The organism is Bradyrhizobium liaoningense (assembly GCF_018130785.1).
Taxonomy (GTDB): Bacteria; Pseudomonadota; Alphaproteobacteria; order Rhizobiales; family Xanthobacteraceae; genus Bradyrhizobium; species Bradyrhizobium liaoningense_A.
Genome location: NZ_JAFCJT010000007.1, coordinates 257,798 through 271,485 on the forward strand (window position 1 = coordinate 257,798; position 13,688 = coordinate 271,485).

Annotated in this window: 9 protein-coding genes; 2 read left to right on the top strand and 7 right to left on the bottom strand. The window is 65.9% G+C overall.

What is annotated here, in order from left to right; genetic code table 11:
- The first annotated feature begins 11 nt into the window (after positions 1 to 11).
- Positions 12 to 950: an aldo/keto reductase gene (locus JQ627_RS18525; RefSeq protein WP_212485582.1), complete on the top strand. Its 939-nt coding sequence runs from the start codon at positions 12 to 14 to the stop codon at positions 948 to 950.
- A 45-nt stretch (positions 951 to 995) separates the two neighbouring features.
- Here JQ627_RS18525 and JQ627_RS18530 read toward each other — a convergent pair whose 3' ends face one another.
- A complete protein-coding gene (locus tag JQ627_RS18530; RefSeq protein WP_212485583.1) occupies positions 996 to 3,836 on the bottom strand; it encodes a winged helix-turn-helix domain-containing protein in 2,841 nt (946 codons plus the stop codon).
- Between the two features lie 298 nt (positions 3,837 to 4,134).
- Between JQ627_RS18530 and JQ627_RS18535 the strand changes: the two genes are divergently transcribed.
- A complete protein-coding gene (locus JQ627_RS18535; protein ID WP_212485584.1) occupies positions 4,135 to 5,124 on the top strand; it encodes a tripartite tricarboxylate transporter substrate binding protein in 990 nt (329 codons plus the stop codon).
- Positions 5,125 to 5,130: 6 nt separating this feature from the next.
- Here the strand turns inward: JQ627_RS18535 and JQ627_RS18540 are convergent, their stop codons facing one another.
- From JQ627_RS18540 to JQ627_RS18565, 6 genes are all read right to left on the bottom strand, one after another.
- Positions 5,131 to 6,291, bottom strand: coding sequence for an MFS transporter (locus tag JQ627_RS18540; RefSeq protein WP_212485585.1), 1,161 nt, complete (start codon positions 6,289 to 6,291; stop codon positions 5,131 to 5,133).
- Between the two features lie 63 nt (positions 6,292 to 6,354).
- Positions 6,355 to 7,671 carry an ATP-binding protein gene (locus JQ627_RS18545; protein WP_212485586.1) on the bottom strand — a complete coding sequence of 439 codons (1,317 nt, stop codon included), beginning with the start codon at positions 7,669 to 7,671 and terminating at the stop codon, positions 6,355 to 6,357.
- Positions 7,668 to 8,381 (bottom strand): response regulator, encoded by a 714-nt coding sequence (locus tag JQ627_RS18550; RefSeq protein WP_212485587.1) that lies wholly within the window; start codon positions 8,379 to 8,381, stop codon positions 7,668 to 7,670. Before JQ627_RS18550 ends, JQ627_RS18545 begins: the two co-directional genes overlap by 4 nt.
- 90 nt (positions 8,382 to 8,471) lie before the next feature.
- Entirely contained in the window at positions 8,472 to 10,445 is a 1,974-nt protein-coding gene (locus JQ627_RS18555; RefSeq protein WP_249143162.1) for a MacB family efflux pump subunit, read from the bottom strand.
- Position 10,446: 1 nt separating this feature from the next.
- The gene (locus tag JQ627_RS18560) at positions 10,447 to 11,685 is read right to left on the bottom strand and encodes an efflux RND transporter periplasmic adaptor subunit (RefSeq protein ID WP_212485588.1); all 1,239 of its coding nucleotides are present in this window, start codon (positions 11,683 to 11,685) and stop codon (positions 10,447 to 10,449) included.
- On the bottom strand, positions 11,682 to 13,211 hold the full coding sequence (locus tag JQ627_RS18565; protein WP_312015779.1) for an efflux transporter outer membrane subunit: 1,530 nt from the start codon (positions 13,209 to 13,211) through the stop codon (positions 11,682 to 11,684). Before JQ627_RS18565 ends, JQ627_RS18560 begins: the two co-directional genes overlap by 4 nt.
- Between the last annotated feature and the right edge of the window lie 477 nt (positions 13,212 to 13,688).

A 13,688-nucleotide genomic window follows, 5' to 3' on the forward strand; every position in this document is an offset into this window, starting at 1 on the left:
GGAGTATCATCATGACGACCTCCGATTCACTTCGTTACACGAGAATTCCCACCCATGAGGCCGTGACGATTCCCGCAGTCGGATTTGGTACGCTCATTCCGGACCCGCTCGTGACCAGGCAGGCCACCAGGGCGGCATTGGAGGCCGGATTTCGACATCTCGATTGTGCCGAGCGCTATCGCAACGAAGCGGCCGTTGGCGACGCGCTGCAGGACGCGTTCAGGGCGGGCACGCTTCAGCGCCAGGACCTGTTCGTTACGACGAAGCTATGGAACACCAATCATCGGCCGGAGCGGGTCAGGCCTGCCTTCGACGCCAGTCGCCGGCGGCTGCAACTCGACGAGATCGACTGCTACATCATCCATACCCCCTTCGCCTTTCAACCCGGCGATGACCAGGACCCGAGGGATGCGAGCGGCCATGTGATCTACGATTCAGGCGTGACGCTGGCGGAGACATGGGGCGCGCTGGAGCGCCTCGTCGACGAGGGGCACTGCAGGTCGATCGGGCTGTCGGACATCACCTTGGAGAAGCTGCGCGAGATCGTCGAGGTCGCGCGGATCAGGCCTGCCATGGTACAGGTCGAATCGCATCCGTACCTGCCCGAATGGGAGCTGCTCGACTTCTGTCGGGAGCATGGAATTGTCCTGCAGGCGTTTGCCGCGCTGGGACACGCCATGAAGCCGAACCTCCTCGCTGACCCCGTGATCACTGCCATTGCGGAGCGCCTGCACAAGACGCCGGCTCAAGTGGCCCTGGCCTGGGCCGTCCAGCGCGGCACGGCTTTCCTGACGACCTCGACCAATCCTCGGCGTATCGAGGAGAATTTCGATATTTCGACGCTGCCTGAAGACGCCATGCGGGAGATGCGGAATCACATCACGACGAATGTCCGGTTCAACACGGTGGTCGAAACCGGCGTGCCCGGATTCATTCCGCGGGCAGGATGAAGCGCGCGGCGCGGTGCGAAGGTCGAAGGCCTTCGGCCGGCCTCGTCAAGTCCGGAGTTGCGCGATCAAATCGCGTGCGTTGCGGATATCGGCGATGCCGGCGCCCTCGCTGAACGGCCCGCATGCACGTTCGAGAATTGCCAGGGCCTCTGCATTCTGGCCGGCTCCGATCATGAGCCGCGCGAGGCTGATCGCACCGCGTAACTCCCAGAACCGCGCGCCCTGCTGGTTGGCAATGTCCATGGCCTCGCGGAAGCGGGCCTCGGCGTCCCCTGCGTGCCGCGGGCTCCTCAGCATCAACTCACCCTTGATGCGGATCAGTTCCGGCAGATACCACAGCTCCTGCCTGTCGTTGCAGCGGGTCAGGACGTCCTCGATCACGTCGAGGCCGCGGTCGACCTGGTCGGCCTCGCCCGAACATGCCGCAAGCTCGCCAAGGAGAGGAAGAAAGCGCGGCAGGAAGCGCGCATCGCCGGCGCGATTGAGCTCTTCGCGCAATAGCGGCAAGCCGGTCGCGACGTCGCCGCGCCTTACAATGACCGCGGCGTTGAAGGCCCGCGCCCACAGGCCCCACAAACGGATGGCGTGGCGCTCGGTGTGTTCGAGCAGCTCGGTGCCGTGGCGCTCCGCGGCCTCGAAATCGCCGGACCAGAAGGCGATCGGGCAGGTGGCCTGTCCGAGCACGCTGCAGAAAGTCAGCGCATGGCCGTTGGCGCGGCCTTCCTCGATGTTTCGGGCCGCGAGCGCCTGGGCCTGATCGGCAAAGCCCTGAAGCCACAGGATGCGGGCGCGGAAATACTGCGTGGATATCCTCAGGTCGAGCGGGAAGATTTTTGGCTTCTCCGCCAGCACATGCAGCGAGGCGTTCACACGGTCGATGCGCAGCCGTGCATCGTTCTGGTCGCCGAGATAATGCAGCGCCACGGCCGTCAGCCGGTCGCCGAGCATGACATCGGTCCTGTCGGGCGAATTCGCCGCGGCGTTGGCAAAGCGGTCGGCCAATGCGCGGGCCTTGCCGAACTGTCCGTTGTTGAACTGGTCGATGCACAAGCCCCAGAGCGCGCGCAGGCGGAAGTCCTTGTCGTCAAGCCTGTCAGCCAGCTCCAGGGTCGTCTCGAGGATCGGACGCGCCTCGCGGGCGCGGCCCTCGCCATACATCAGCGACCAGCCGAGCGCCGACAGGAGTTGCATGCGAATGCGATCATCGCCGCCGCTGTCGCCGAGCGCGGTGAGCGCCGTTTTGGCGCGCTCGCGGCATTCGGCGAACAGGGACAGGCGGACCCACAGCGTGACTGCAGCCGCTGTCAGCGCGATCCCGAGTGCAGCATCGCCGTCGGGCCCGAAGGCCCAGTTCAATGCGGCGCGCACATTGTCCAGTTCCGCGCCATAGATGCTCAGCCATTCCGGCAGCGGCGTCGATGTTTCGGCCTCCGCGCGTTCGAAGAAGTCGCGGAAATGCTCGGCATGGCGCCGCGCGAACTGACCGGTTTCACCGAGCTCGTTCAGCTTTCCATGCGCATAGGTGCGTGTGGTGTCGAGCAGGCGATAGCGCAGCGTCCGGGAGCCGGACGGCGAGATCAGCGATTTGGTGACCAGGCTGTCGATCGCCTCTAACGTCTCCGATGCGCTGAGGCCGTCACCGGATGCGACCGCGGCAGCCGCCTCCGGTGCGAAGGGCCCGGCAAAGACCGACAGGCGCCGCAGCGTGGCGCTCTCGGCGGGAGGCAGCAGATCGTAGCTCCAGTCGAGCGCCGCGGCGAGCGTCTGGTGCCGCGGCACGGCCGTGCGCCGCCCACGCCATTGCAGCGAGAAGCGGCTGTCGAGCAGCGATGCGGTGCCGGCGATGCCGTAGGCATTGACACGGCCCGCCGCGAGCTCGATCGCGAGCGCAATGCCGTCGAGGCGCCGGCAAATGCTCGCGACGAGCGGTGCCTCTTCCGCACTGAGCTGGAACGGACCCGAGCTCTGCGCGATGCGTTCGACGAAGAGCTGGGCCGCGGGATAGGCGAGCACCTCGGCGACATCAAGGCCTTCGCGCTCCGGCGGGCAATCCAGCGGGAATAGGCGGAAAATCCGTTCGCCTTCACTCCGGAACGACTCGCGGCTGGTTGCGAGCACGCGAAGCTGCGGCGCTTCGCGCACGATGCGCTCGACGAGCGGGGCCAGCTCATCCAGCACGTGCTCGCAGCTGTCGAAGATCAGCAGGGCCGGACCGGTCTTCAGGAATGTCAGCAGAGCCGGGGTCGGATCCTCCGCGCTGATGGTCAGTCCGAGCGCGGACGCGATGGTGGTCGCGAAGTGGCTGGCATCCCGGAGCGGACCGAAGTCGACGAAGAAGACGCGCCCGCCGAAATCCGCCGATCTGCGATGTCCGACGGCGACGGCGACGGCGGTCTTGCCGATGCCGCCCGGGCCGACCACGGTCACGAAGCGATGCAACGAAAGCCCGTTCGATATCTTCTCGACGATCTCCTCCCGTCCGACCATCTTCGAGAGCAGCGCGGGGAGGGAGCGGGGAGGTGTGATGTTCACTGCGGGCTGAGCGGCCGGTGGGGCCGCCTGAGCGAACGAGGCGACGAAGCAGTAGCCGCGGCCGGGCACATTGACGACATAACGGGCTGACTTGCCGGTATCGCCCAGCGCCTTGCGCAGTGCTGCGACGTGGAAGCGCAGGCTGCCCTCGTCGACATTGACGTCGGCCCAGATGCGCTTGACCAGCTCTCTCTTGTCGATGACTTCGCCGGGGCGCTCGGCGAGGAAGATCAGAATATCGAGCGCGCGGCCGCCGACGTGAAGCGGCGAGCCCTGCTTCTCCAAGAGCCGGGACTTCGGAAACAGTCGAAATGGCCCAAAGGAAATGGCCGAGTCTTCGCTAGGATCTGGCACGCGCCATTGCCCCCGCAACGGGAGTCAAAAGGTATTTCTTTCTGGTCTATCAGAACGAAGCGTACAGTAAACTGGCCGAAAGCAGTGGGCATGGCTGGCAGCCCTGCACGGATCGCTTGGGTCGGCGGGTCCCTTGAAATAATGCTGAAAAAATAAGGCCTTAGGCTGGCGTGACGAGGGTGTGGCGCCTCGGCTCTCAGCCAGATGGAGCATTGACGGCGGTCGCGGATTGCTGCGAGTGGATGGTCCGGGAGCCGGTCCCGCCTCGACAGTGACTACCGACTTCCGGAATTCGAACATGGCTTCCTTCTCGCGGCGACGGTTCGTCCATGCGTTATCGGGCGCGGCGGCGCTGGCGGCCGTTCCGCGCCGCGGACAGACCACCGATTATCCGTCTCGCCCCATTCGCCTGGTGCTTCCGTATGGAGCCGGCGGGGCCGGCGATCAGATCGGACGTCCCTGGGTGGACAAGATGACGTCGCTGCTCGGGCCGACCTTCGTCGAATATATCGGCGGCGCCGGCGGCGCGATCGGGACTGCGACGGTCGCGCGCGAGGAGCCCGACGGCTACTCGCTGCTGCTCGGCAATGGCAGTACGCAGGTCATCATTCCCCTGACTTCGAAAAATCCCGGCTACTCCGCCGACGATTTCCGCGCGATCTACCGCCTGATCAGCACAGCGCTGGTTTTCGCGGTCCATCCGTCGGTGCCTGCCACGAGCTTGCGAGAATTGATTGTTTACACAAAGGCCAATCCGGGAAGGCTGTCCTACGGTACCCCCGGCATCGGCACCGGCAATCATCTGGTCGGCGAAGCCTTCAAGCAGCAGGCAGGCGCGCTGGACATCGTCCACGTGCCGTATCGGGGCATTTCGCAGGCGACCAACGACCTCGCCGGTGGCCAGATATCGCTCGTCATCGGCGTCATGTCCGACCAGCTGAAGCAACTGGGCGAGGCCGGGAAGGTCAGGCTGCTGGCGGTCACCAGCGAAAAGCGGCTGAGCGGCGCGCCGGAGATTCCGACCGCCGTCGAATCCGGCATGCCGGATCTTCGTTATGAGGGCTGGTTCGGCATCTTCGCGCCCAGGCACACCGACGACGCGATCATCGACCGGATCGCGCAGGCGACGCGTCTCGCCATGGCCGATCCGGCGATGCAGGCGAACTACCGTGCGCAAGGCATCGAGCCGGACATCGACTCAGGTCCCGACAACTTCCAGCGTATTGTCGATGCGACAACGGCCAGCCTTGCGCCCGTGATCAAGTCGATCGGGCTGAGCAATTTGTGAGGCGGCTCAGGCCTCGACGCGCGATGTCTGGCGGCCCTCCGCCGTGACGATGCGCGCCGACAGCGCGACGAGACACATCAGCGCGGCCAACAGCCAGAACGCCGTCGGCAATCCGCCAAGCCGTGCGACGAAGCCGACACCGGCGGGACCGATGAGGATGCCCGCATAGCCCGCGGTCGTGATCGCCGCGACGGCGAGCCCCGTCGGCATCACAGTCTGCCTTGCCGCCCGGCGGAACAGCACCGGCACGAGGTTCGATGCACCGAGGCCGATCAGCAGGAAGCCGCCGATGGCGACGGCGGCAACGGGCGCCGTCAGCAGGACGGCGAAGCCCGCGATCGCAATGAGGCTTCCCCAGATCAATGTCGTGCGATCCCCGATGCGCGCAACGACGGCGTCGCCGCCAAGCCGCCCCATCGTCATCGCGACCGAGAACACGATATAGCCGATCCCGCCCTGCGCTTCGGAGACGAGGCCGGCGCCGATGACGAGCAGCGCGCCCCAATCGAGCATCGCGCCCTCGACGAGGAAGGTGATGGCACCGAGCAGCGCCAGCAGCAGCACGGAGCCGTGCGGCAGCACGAAGAGCGGTCCGTCCTGCACCTGCACCGAACGAAGCAGGCGCGGCCAGGCCGCCAGCATCGCGACCAGCATCAGCACGGAGCAGATCAGCGTGCAGGCGAGCGCGCCGAGTTGCAGCGAGAGCAGCGCAGTCATCAAGGCGGCTCCCGCGAAGCCGCCGATACTGAACAGCGCGTGGAAGCCGGACATCAGCGGGCGGCCCGCGTCGCGCTCCACCTCGACCGCATGGATGTTCATGGCGACGTCGATGGAGCCTAGCGCGGCGCCGAAGGCGAACAGGGCCAGCGCCAATGTTGCAGGCGTGCTCGCGATCGCAAGCAGCGGCAGCACCAGCGCCAGACCGAGCCCGCCCGCAATGATGATCGGCTTGCTGCCGTAGCGCGCGCTCATGATTCCGGTCAGAAGCATCGCGACGACCGAGCCGATGCCGAGGCTGAGCAGGAGCAATCCAAGAACGCCGTCATCGACGCCGAGCCGCGTCTTTGCGAACGGCACCAGCGGCGCCCAGCACGCGATACCGAAGCCCGCGACGAGGAAGGCGAGCCGCGTCGCAAGGCGCGTTGCCGGCCGGTCGGCAGAATGCATGGGAACTCCGGGAAGAAGCAGGGCAGGAGGGCGTGATCGACAAGCCCGATGATTGCCGCAACTTTATGTCCGGTAAGCGCCCGAACTGTCGCCGGTCTTGGCGAGCTGCAGGCGGACGCGCAGGCCCCCTGGCGCGTTGTCGAGCAGCTGCAACGTTCCATCATGCGCGGTCACGATCGCCTGCGCGATCGAGAGGCCGAGGCCAAATCCCGCGGTCTCGTCCATGGTGCGCGCTTCCTCGCCGCGCACGAAGGGTTCCAGCATCGCCGCCTTCCTGTCGTCGGGAATGCCGGGTCCGTCGTCTGACACGTCGATGAGGAGACGATCGCCCGCGGTGACCAGCGTGACCTCGATCCGGGTTCCGAAGCGCGTGGCGTTCTGGACGAGATTGGTGACCGCGCGGATGATCTCGTCAGGCCGCAGCACGAATGTCGCCCTGTCGGGGCCGGAATAGCCCACCGCGTGTCCGCAATCGGAAAACTGCTCGCAAACCATTTGCAGCAGCGCGGCGACGTCCACCAGCGTCGGCTTGACCGGACTTTCGTTGCGCAACAGCGACAGCACCGATTCGAGCATCGACTGCATCTGGTCGAGATCGCGAACGGTTTGCGTGCGTTGCGCCGGATCCTCGATATATTCCGAGCGCAGCCGCAGGCGTGTGATCGGGGTGCGCAGATCGTGGCTGATGGCGGCCAGCATGCGGGTTCTGTCGTTCATCAGTGCGGCGATGCGCTCGCGCATCCGGTTGAGCGCTCTCGCTGTTGACTTGATCTCCTCGGGGCCGGTTTCGGGTAGCGGAGCGGATGTCCGGCTCAGGCTGAAGTCCTCCGCCGCGCGCGCGAAGGCCGACAAGGGCGAGGAGAGCGCGCGACCGGCCCAGATGCCGAGCAGCGTGACGCTCGCTACCAGGAACAGCAGCGTAGAGGTCCAGAGGCCGCTGACGAAAGCCGGCATCTTGGGTGATCCGATCGTGGCTTCGAGCACGTCGTCGTTGTCGAGATAGAACCAGACGCGATCCTCTTTCGCCTCGGTGCCGCGAATGAGATCTACCTTGAACGGCGATGGGACGTTCAAATGCGTCCGCTTCGGCAAGGCGGAGGTAGAGACAGCTTCCCGCAATTGCAGCCTCAGCGCCGGAAAGGTCCGACTGATGCTGTTGAGCACGGTGGCGCGCTCCGCTTGCGGCGTATTGGTGATGATCTGCGCGATCAGCTCGAACTGCTCGACCGGCCTGTCCGCCAGGAGCTTCGGCTGGCTGAGCAGAAAATATCCGGCGATCAGTACATGGATCAGGATCAGCGAAACCAGGACCAGGGCTGCGATCTGTCCGCTGATCCGCCTGAAGCTGAACAGCGCCACGATGTCGGCGGCGCGGCTCATGCTTCCTTCACCACCGGCGTGAAGATGTAGCCGCCGGTGCGGATGGTCTTGATCACCGACGTGCCGTCCGTCCGGTCGAGCTTGCGGCGCAGCCGGCTGACCAGCACGTCGATGCTGCGGCCGAAGCTTCCGCCGGGGCGGCCGCGCGTCATGCTCAAAAGGCTGTCGCGGGTGAGAATGCGGCCGGCCCGCTCGCAAAACGCTTGCAGCAGGTCGAACTCGGCGCTGGTCAGCGGCACCTGCGCGCCTTCGGGGTTGCGCAACTCCCGCAGGCGAAGATCGATGGTCCAGCCCTGGAACTTCAGGCGCGTCGCGGTGGAGCTGGCGGTGAGGCCGCTTGATTGCCGGCGCAGCACCGCGTTGATCCTGGCGAGCAGCTCGCGCGGGTTGAACGGTTTTGGCAGATAGTCGTCGGCCCCCATTTCGAGGCCGAGGATCCGGTCGAGATCCTCGCCCTTCGCGGTGAGGATGATGATGGGCGTCGTCGTCTCCATCCGCAGCCGGCGGCAGAGGCTCAAGCCGTCCTCTCCGGGCAGCATCAGGTCGAGCACGATCAGATCGGCCCGGTTCTGCGACAGATGCCGGTCCATCTCCTTGCCGTTCGTGACGGTGCTGACCGCGAACGATTGATCGCCCAGGTAACGTGCGATGAGGTCGCGGGTCTGCTGGTCGTCCTCGACGACCAGGATGTTCGGCATGCTTTTGGTCATGATTGAGATCGCATCGGGGGTACCGATCGTTGATCCATTTGCGGACGATTGTCTCGTCCGAAGAACTACGGTCATGGTGCAATCCTACGGTCAGTCACGGCTCAGCGCCACTACGGGGTCGAGGAAGGCGGCACGGCGGGCGGGGAAAAAGCCGAAGGCGACCCCGATCCCGGTCGAGGTCAGGAACGCCGCGCCGATCGAGAACATCGAATAGGTGACCTGGAATCCCGGCGCCGCGATGTTGATGGCGACGCCGAGCAGGACCGCGATCAAGATGCCGGCAATACCGCCGATGGACGAGATCAGCGTCGCCTCCACCAGGAACTGCTGGAGGATGTCGCTGCGCCGGGCGCCCACCGCCATGCGCACGCCGATCTCGCTGATCCGTTCCGAGACCGACACCAGCATGATGTTCATGACGCCGATGCCGCCGACGACCAGCGAGATCACCGCGATCGCCGCCACGAGGAACGCCAGCGTCTGCGTGGTGCTCGTGATGGTGCGGCGGATATCGTCGGTGTTGAGGATAACGAAATCCCTGGTGTTGTGCCGCTGCGTCAGCAGTGTGGTGACCGCATCCTGCGCCAGATTGGTGGAGATCTCGTCGCTGATCCGGAGCAGCACGCTGCGAAGCGCGCGGTTGCCGGTGAACTGGGCCTGCACGGTAGTGTAGGGCAGGTAGACCGAGAGGTTCTGGTTCGAGCCGAATCCGCCCTGCTGCTGGGCGATCACGCCGACGATGCGGCACGGCACCTTGCCGAGCCAGATCACGCGGCCGATGCCCGAGGTCTGGTCGTCGGCGAAGAAGGTCTTGCGGGTGTTGTCGTCGATGACGGCCTGCCGCTCGATGTTGCGGACGGCGTCGCTGTCGAACAGGCGGCCCTTCGCGAGCTTGGCGCCCTTGACCTGGAAATAGCTCTCGCCGACGCCGTTCACCAGCACGTTGGATTCGTTGCCGCGGTAGCGAACCGTGGTGCTGGTCGAGACCGTCGGGGTGACGCCGGCAATGAAACTCTGCCGGTCGAGCGCGCGGGCATCGTCGAGCACCAGCGTCCTGATCTTGCCGGCGCGCGCGTCGCCAAAGTCCTTTCCGGGAAAGACCTCGATCGTGTTGGTGCCGAGGCTCGATATGTCGGACAGCACCTTGCGCTGGGAGGCGTTCCCGAGCGCGACCACCGACGACACCGCGGCGATGCCGATGATGATGCCGAGCATGGTCAAAAATGCGCGCAGCCGGTGCGCGGCCATCGCGACCAGCGCCATCCGCGATGCCTCTCGCAGACGCCCCAAGGCGCCGGTCCAGCCGGCACCGCTGTCGCATGCAGTTCGGGCGATCGCTTCAGTCGGCTCCGGTGCGGCCGCCCCTTCCGTGCGGCGATCGGAGACGATCTTGCCGTCCCGCAATTCGATGATGCGCTCGGCCCGGGCGGCGACATCGGCATCGTGAGTGACGATGATGATCGTTCGCCCCTCGCGATGAAGCTCCTTCAGGATCTTCAGAACCTCCTCGCCGCTGCGCCGGTCGAGCGCACCGGTGGGCTCGTCCGCCAGGATGACTTCGGCGCCGTTGATCAGCGCCCGCGCGATCGAGACGCGCTGCTGCTGGCCGCCCGAGAGCTGGTTCGGGCGATGGCCGCCTCGGGTAGCCACGCCCAGTCGCTCGAGCAGCCCGGTCGCACGCGTGCGGCGCTCTCGCGCCTTCATCCCGGCATAGACCGCGGGGATCTCTACGTTTTCGACAGCAGAGAGGTCCCCGAGCAGATTGTAACGCTGGAAGATGAAGCCGAAATGCTCGCGGCGCAGCGCCGCCAGCTCGTCCGCGTCGAGCTCGGAGACGTTCTTGCGGGCGACGCGATAGGCGCCCGACGTCGGGCGATCGAGGCAGCCGAGGATATTGAGCAGCGTCGATTTGCCCGACCCGGACGAGCCGATGATGGCGACCATCTCGCCGGGCTGGATGCTCAGCGACAGATCGTCGAGCGCCACCACGGTGGTGTCGCCGGCCGCGAACTCGCGGCGAATGTTCTGGAGATCGATGATCGGGTCGGCCAAGTGAGGGATCATGTCAGGGACCTCCCCCTCCCGGCGGACCGCCCGGCATGCCGCGCGACGCGGCCTGTTCGTTCGCCTCTCCGGTCACGACCCGTTCGCCCTCGTCGAGGCCCGATTTGATCTCGACCGTGGTGCGATCGTTGAGGCCGGTCTTGACCTCACGCTCGCGCGCGTCGCCAGATGCGGCAAGCGTGCGGACCATGCTGCGTCCGTCGGACTTCCGCATCACCGCCAGCGCCGGAATGACCTTCACGCGCTTGGCCTCGCCGGTGACGATGTGCACCTCTGCGGTCATGTAGGTGCGCAGTGCATAATCCCTGTTCGGGACGTTGAAGACGCCGATGTAGTAGATCGCCGTGCTGGTCGAGCTCGATGAGCTTGACGAGCTCGAGCTCGACGACGTCGTGGTCGAAGAGAAGCTGGCGTCGTTCTTGATCGACTCGGGCGCGGGCTCGATCTGCTCCAGTCGTGCCTCGTAGCGGTGATCCTGGTCGCCCAGAATGGTGAAGTAGAGCGATTGCCCCGGCTTGACCTTGACGATGTCTGCCTCGGAGATTTCCGCGCGCACGGTCATCGTCTCGAGCTGGCCGAGCACGACGATGGTCGGCGCGGACTGCACCGCGTTGACCGTCTGTCCCTCCTGCGCCACGGTAGCGAGCACCGTGCCGTCGATCGGCGCGGTGATGCGGGTATATTCGAGGTTGACCCGCGCCGTCTCGACGCTGGCCTCGGCGCCGACGATCAGCGCTTCGAGCGCTGCGATCTGAGCGCGAGTCTGGCGCACGGTCGAATCCGCGCTGTCGAAATCGCTGCGCGAGGTCGCCCGCTGCGCCAAAGTCGCCTGCTGGCGTGCCAGATTGGCTTCGGCCAGCACTAGCGCAGCCTCCTTTTCGTCCTTCTGCGCGCGATAGTTCTTCAGCGAAGCTTCCGAGCTGCGCAGATCGTTCTGCCTGGTGACGGGGTCGATCTGGGCGATGACGTCGCCGGCCTTGACGCTGTCGCCGACGCGCACGTTGAGCGCGGTGATCCGGCCCGACACCTGTGCGCCGACGGCGGTCAGTCGTGCCGGCTTGAGCGTGCCGCTGGCGAGTACCTCCTCGCGGAGATCGCTGACGGTCACGGGCGCCGTGATGTAGGACTGCGCCTTGCTCGACGTTCCCGGGAGGCGCGTGGCAGCCACCACGCCGGTCGCAACGACCGCAAGGATCGTAGCGGCGATCTTCACGCGCTTGACGGTGATGATCTCGGTCACTTCAACGCCTCCCGCATGTGCGGTCCCGTATTGCTATCCACGATGATCGGGGTCGAGGTGTCGATCGGATCGGCCCAGCCGCCGCCGAGCGCTTTCGCGAGGGAAATGTAGTCCTTGGCCGCGGACACCTTGCTCTGGATCAGCGAGTCATCAGCCGAATAGAGCGAACGTTCGGCGTCCAGCACGTCGATGAAGCTGGCGCTGCCGGTCTCGAACAGCGACCGCGACAATCGCGCGGCCTCGCGATAGTTCCGGGCCGCCTCAGCCAGCTTGGTGGCACGTACCCGCTCGCTCGACAGCGCGACCAGCGCGTTCTCGACGTCTTCGAGCGCGGTGAGCAGGGTCGCATGGAACGTCGCGAACGCCTGATCGCGCTGCGCTTCGGCGATCCTGACCGCCGCCTGGCGCTTGCCGGCATCGAAAACGGGCACGGTTACGGAGGGGCCGACCGACCAGCTCACGCTGGAATATTTTGCGAGATCGCCGGCGCGCAGCGCGGAGGTGCCGACCGAGCCGGTCAGCGACACTGCCGGATAGCGGTCGGCCTCGGCCTGGCCGATCTTGGCGGTAGCCTGCGCCAGCTTGCGCTCTGCGCTGGCGACGTCGGGACGGCTCAACAGGAGATCGGCCGGCAGTCCCGTCGGTAGTGGCATGCGCGGTGCAGGCACGGGCGCAGACCGCGCCAGCAGCGCGGCGACGCCATCCGGCGGGCGGCCGAGCAGGATACCGAGCCGATGCACGTCGGCAGCGAGTGCTGCCTGATACGTCGGCACGTTGGCTTCCGTGCTGGCGGCCTGGGCGGTAGCCTTGGCGAGGTCGACGGCGTTGCCACTGCCCGCTTCGTATTTGCTCCGGGTGAGCTTTTCGGTGTCGCGCTGCGAGACCGATGTCCGCTGCGCCAGCGCGATTCGCGCCTGGTATCCGCGCGCCTCGACGTAATAACCGGCGACGTCACCGATCAGCGTGACGAGACTGTCGCGCAGATCTTCCTCGGCGGACTGTTCCCCGCGCAGCGCCGCCTCGACGCTCCGCTGCGTGCCGCCGAACAGATCGAGCTCCCAGCTCGAATCGAAGCTCCCCTGGTGAAGCGCATAGGGCGCGCTGTCGACGAGGACGGAAGAGGAGCCGACACTGGTCTTGTTGTTCGTGACCGAGGCGGTTCCGCTCACGGAAGGAAACAGGCTTGCGGTTGTCTGCTGCAATGTCGCGCGCGCCTCGCGCACGACTGCTTTCGCCTTCGCGACGTCAGGGTTGGCTTCGACGGCCAGCTCGACGAGCTGGTTGAGCAGGGGATCGCGCAGGCGCAGCCACCAGCGATCGAGCCTGCCGCCGTCTCGATGCGAAGCGGTCTTGGTGCTCCAGTGCGAGGGCAAGTCGGGCTTGGGCGGGCCAACATAATCCGGGCCGACCGCGCAGCCGGCCAATGCGCCGGCCAGCATCAACGCAACGCAAACTGATCTTGCGCGCGAGGCGGCGCTGCGCGACAGGCCGGGCGTCGGATGATGGTTCTCCTTTGCGGATGACACGGTACTTGCGACGAACGAGTGTAACGGCATCAAATCGGCTGAAATCCATAGGCCTCGGCCCGTAGGAGCGGCGGCGCCTGTGGCCCGGAGGCCGTCCGCGTCAAGGGCGAGGCAGGGGTGATTAGCCGGGCGATCGTGGCCTTTCGGCAGGCGGAATGTTGCTGGATGTAAACAGATGTTGCCTGGCATCTCGGCGCCGGTGGGCTGCCCATCGAGCAAAACACCAGGCATCCCCGGCCCGGGTCGGTGTCAAGCCGCGCGGATGAAAATATTCCACTTTACCGAAATTCGGATTTGTCGTATGTGTCGCCCATCCCGGCTCATCCTTGAGGGGCGATCTTGTGTCGTCACTGTCGCGAGCCGGGCTTGCGGTGGACGCGGCAGCGTCGGGCGCGAAAGATAGGGCAGGGCGGATTGCTCTCCGTGAGCCCAAAACGTCGCGCCGGATGAACGGCGCTGCTAGGCTTCGTCTCGCCT

Excerpts from the sequence above, each read along its gene's own strand:
- JQ627_RS18555 (WP_249143162.1), bottom strand. The coding sequence starts at position 10,445 with ATGATCCCTCACTTGGCCGACCCGATCATCGATCTCCAGAACATTCGC.
- JQ627_RS18540 (WP_212485585.1), bottom strand. The coding sequence starts at position 6,291 with ATGCATTCTGCCGACCGGCCGGCAACGCGCCTTGCGACGCGGCTCGCC.
- JQ627_RS18525 (WP_212485582.1), top strand. The coding sequence starts at position 12 with ATGACGACCTCCGATTCACTTCGTTACACGAGAATTCCCACCCATGAG.
- JQ627_RS18535 (WP_212485584.1), top strand. The coding sequence starts at position 4,135 with ATGGCTTCCTTCTCGCGGCGACGGTTCGTCCATGCGTTATCGGGCGCG.
- JQ627_RS18550 (WP_212485587.1), bottom strand. The coding sequence starts at position 8,381 with ATGACCAAAAGCATGCCGAACATCCTGGTCGTCGAGGACGACCAGCAG.
- JQ627_RS18545 (WP_212485586.1), bottom strand. The coding sequence starts at position 7,671 with ATGAGCCGCGCCGCCGACATCGTGGCGCTGTTCAGCTTCAGGCGGATC.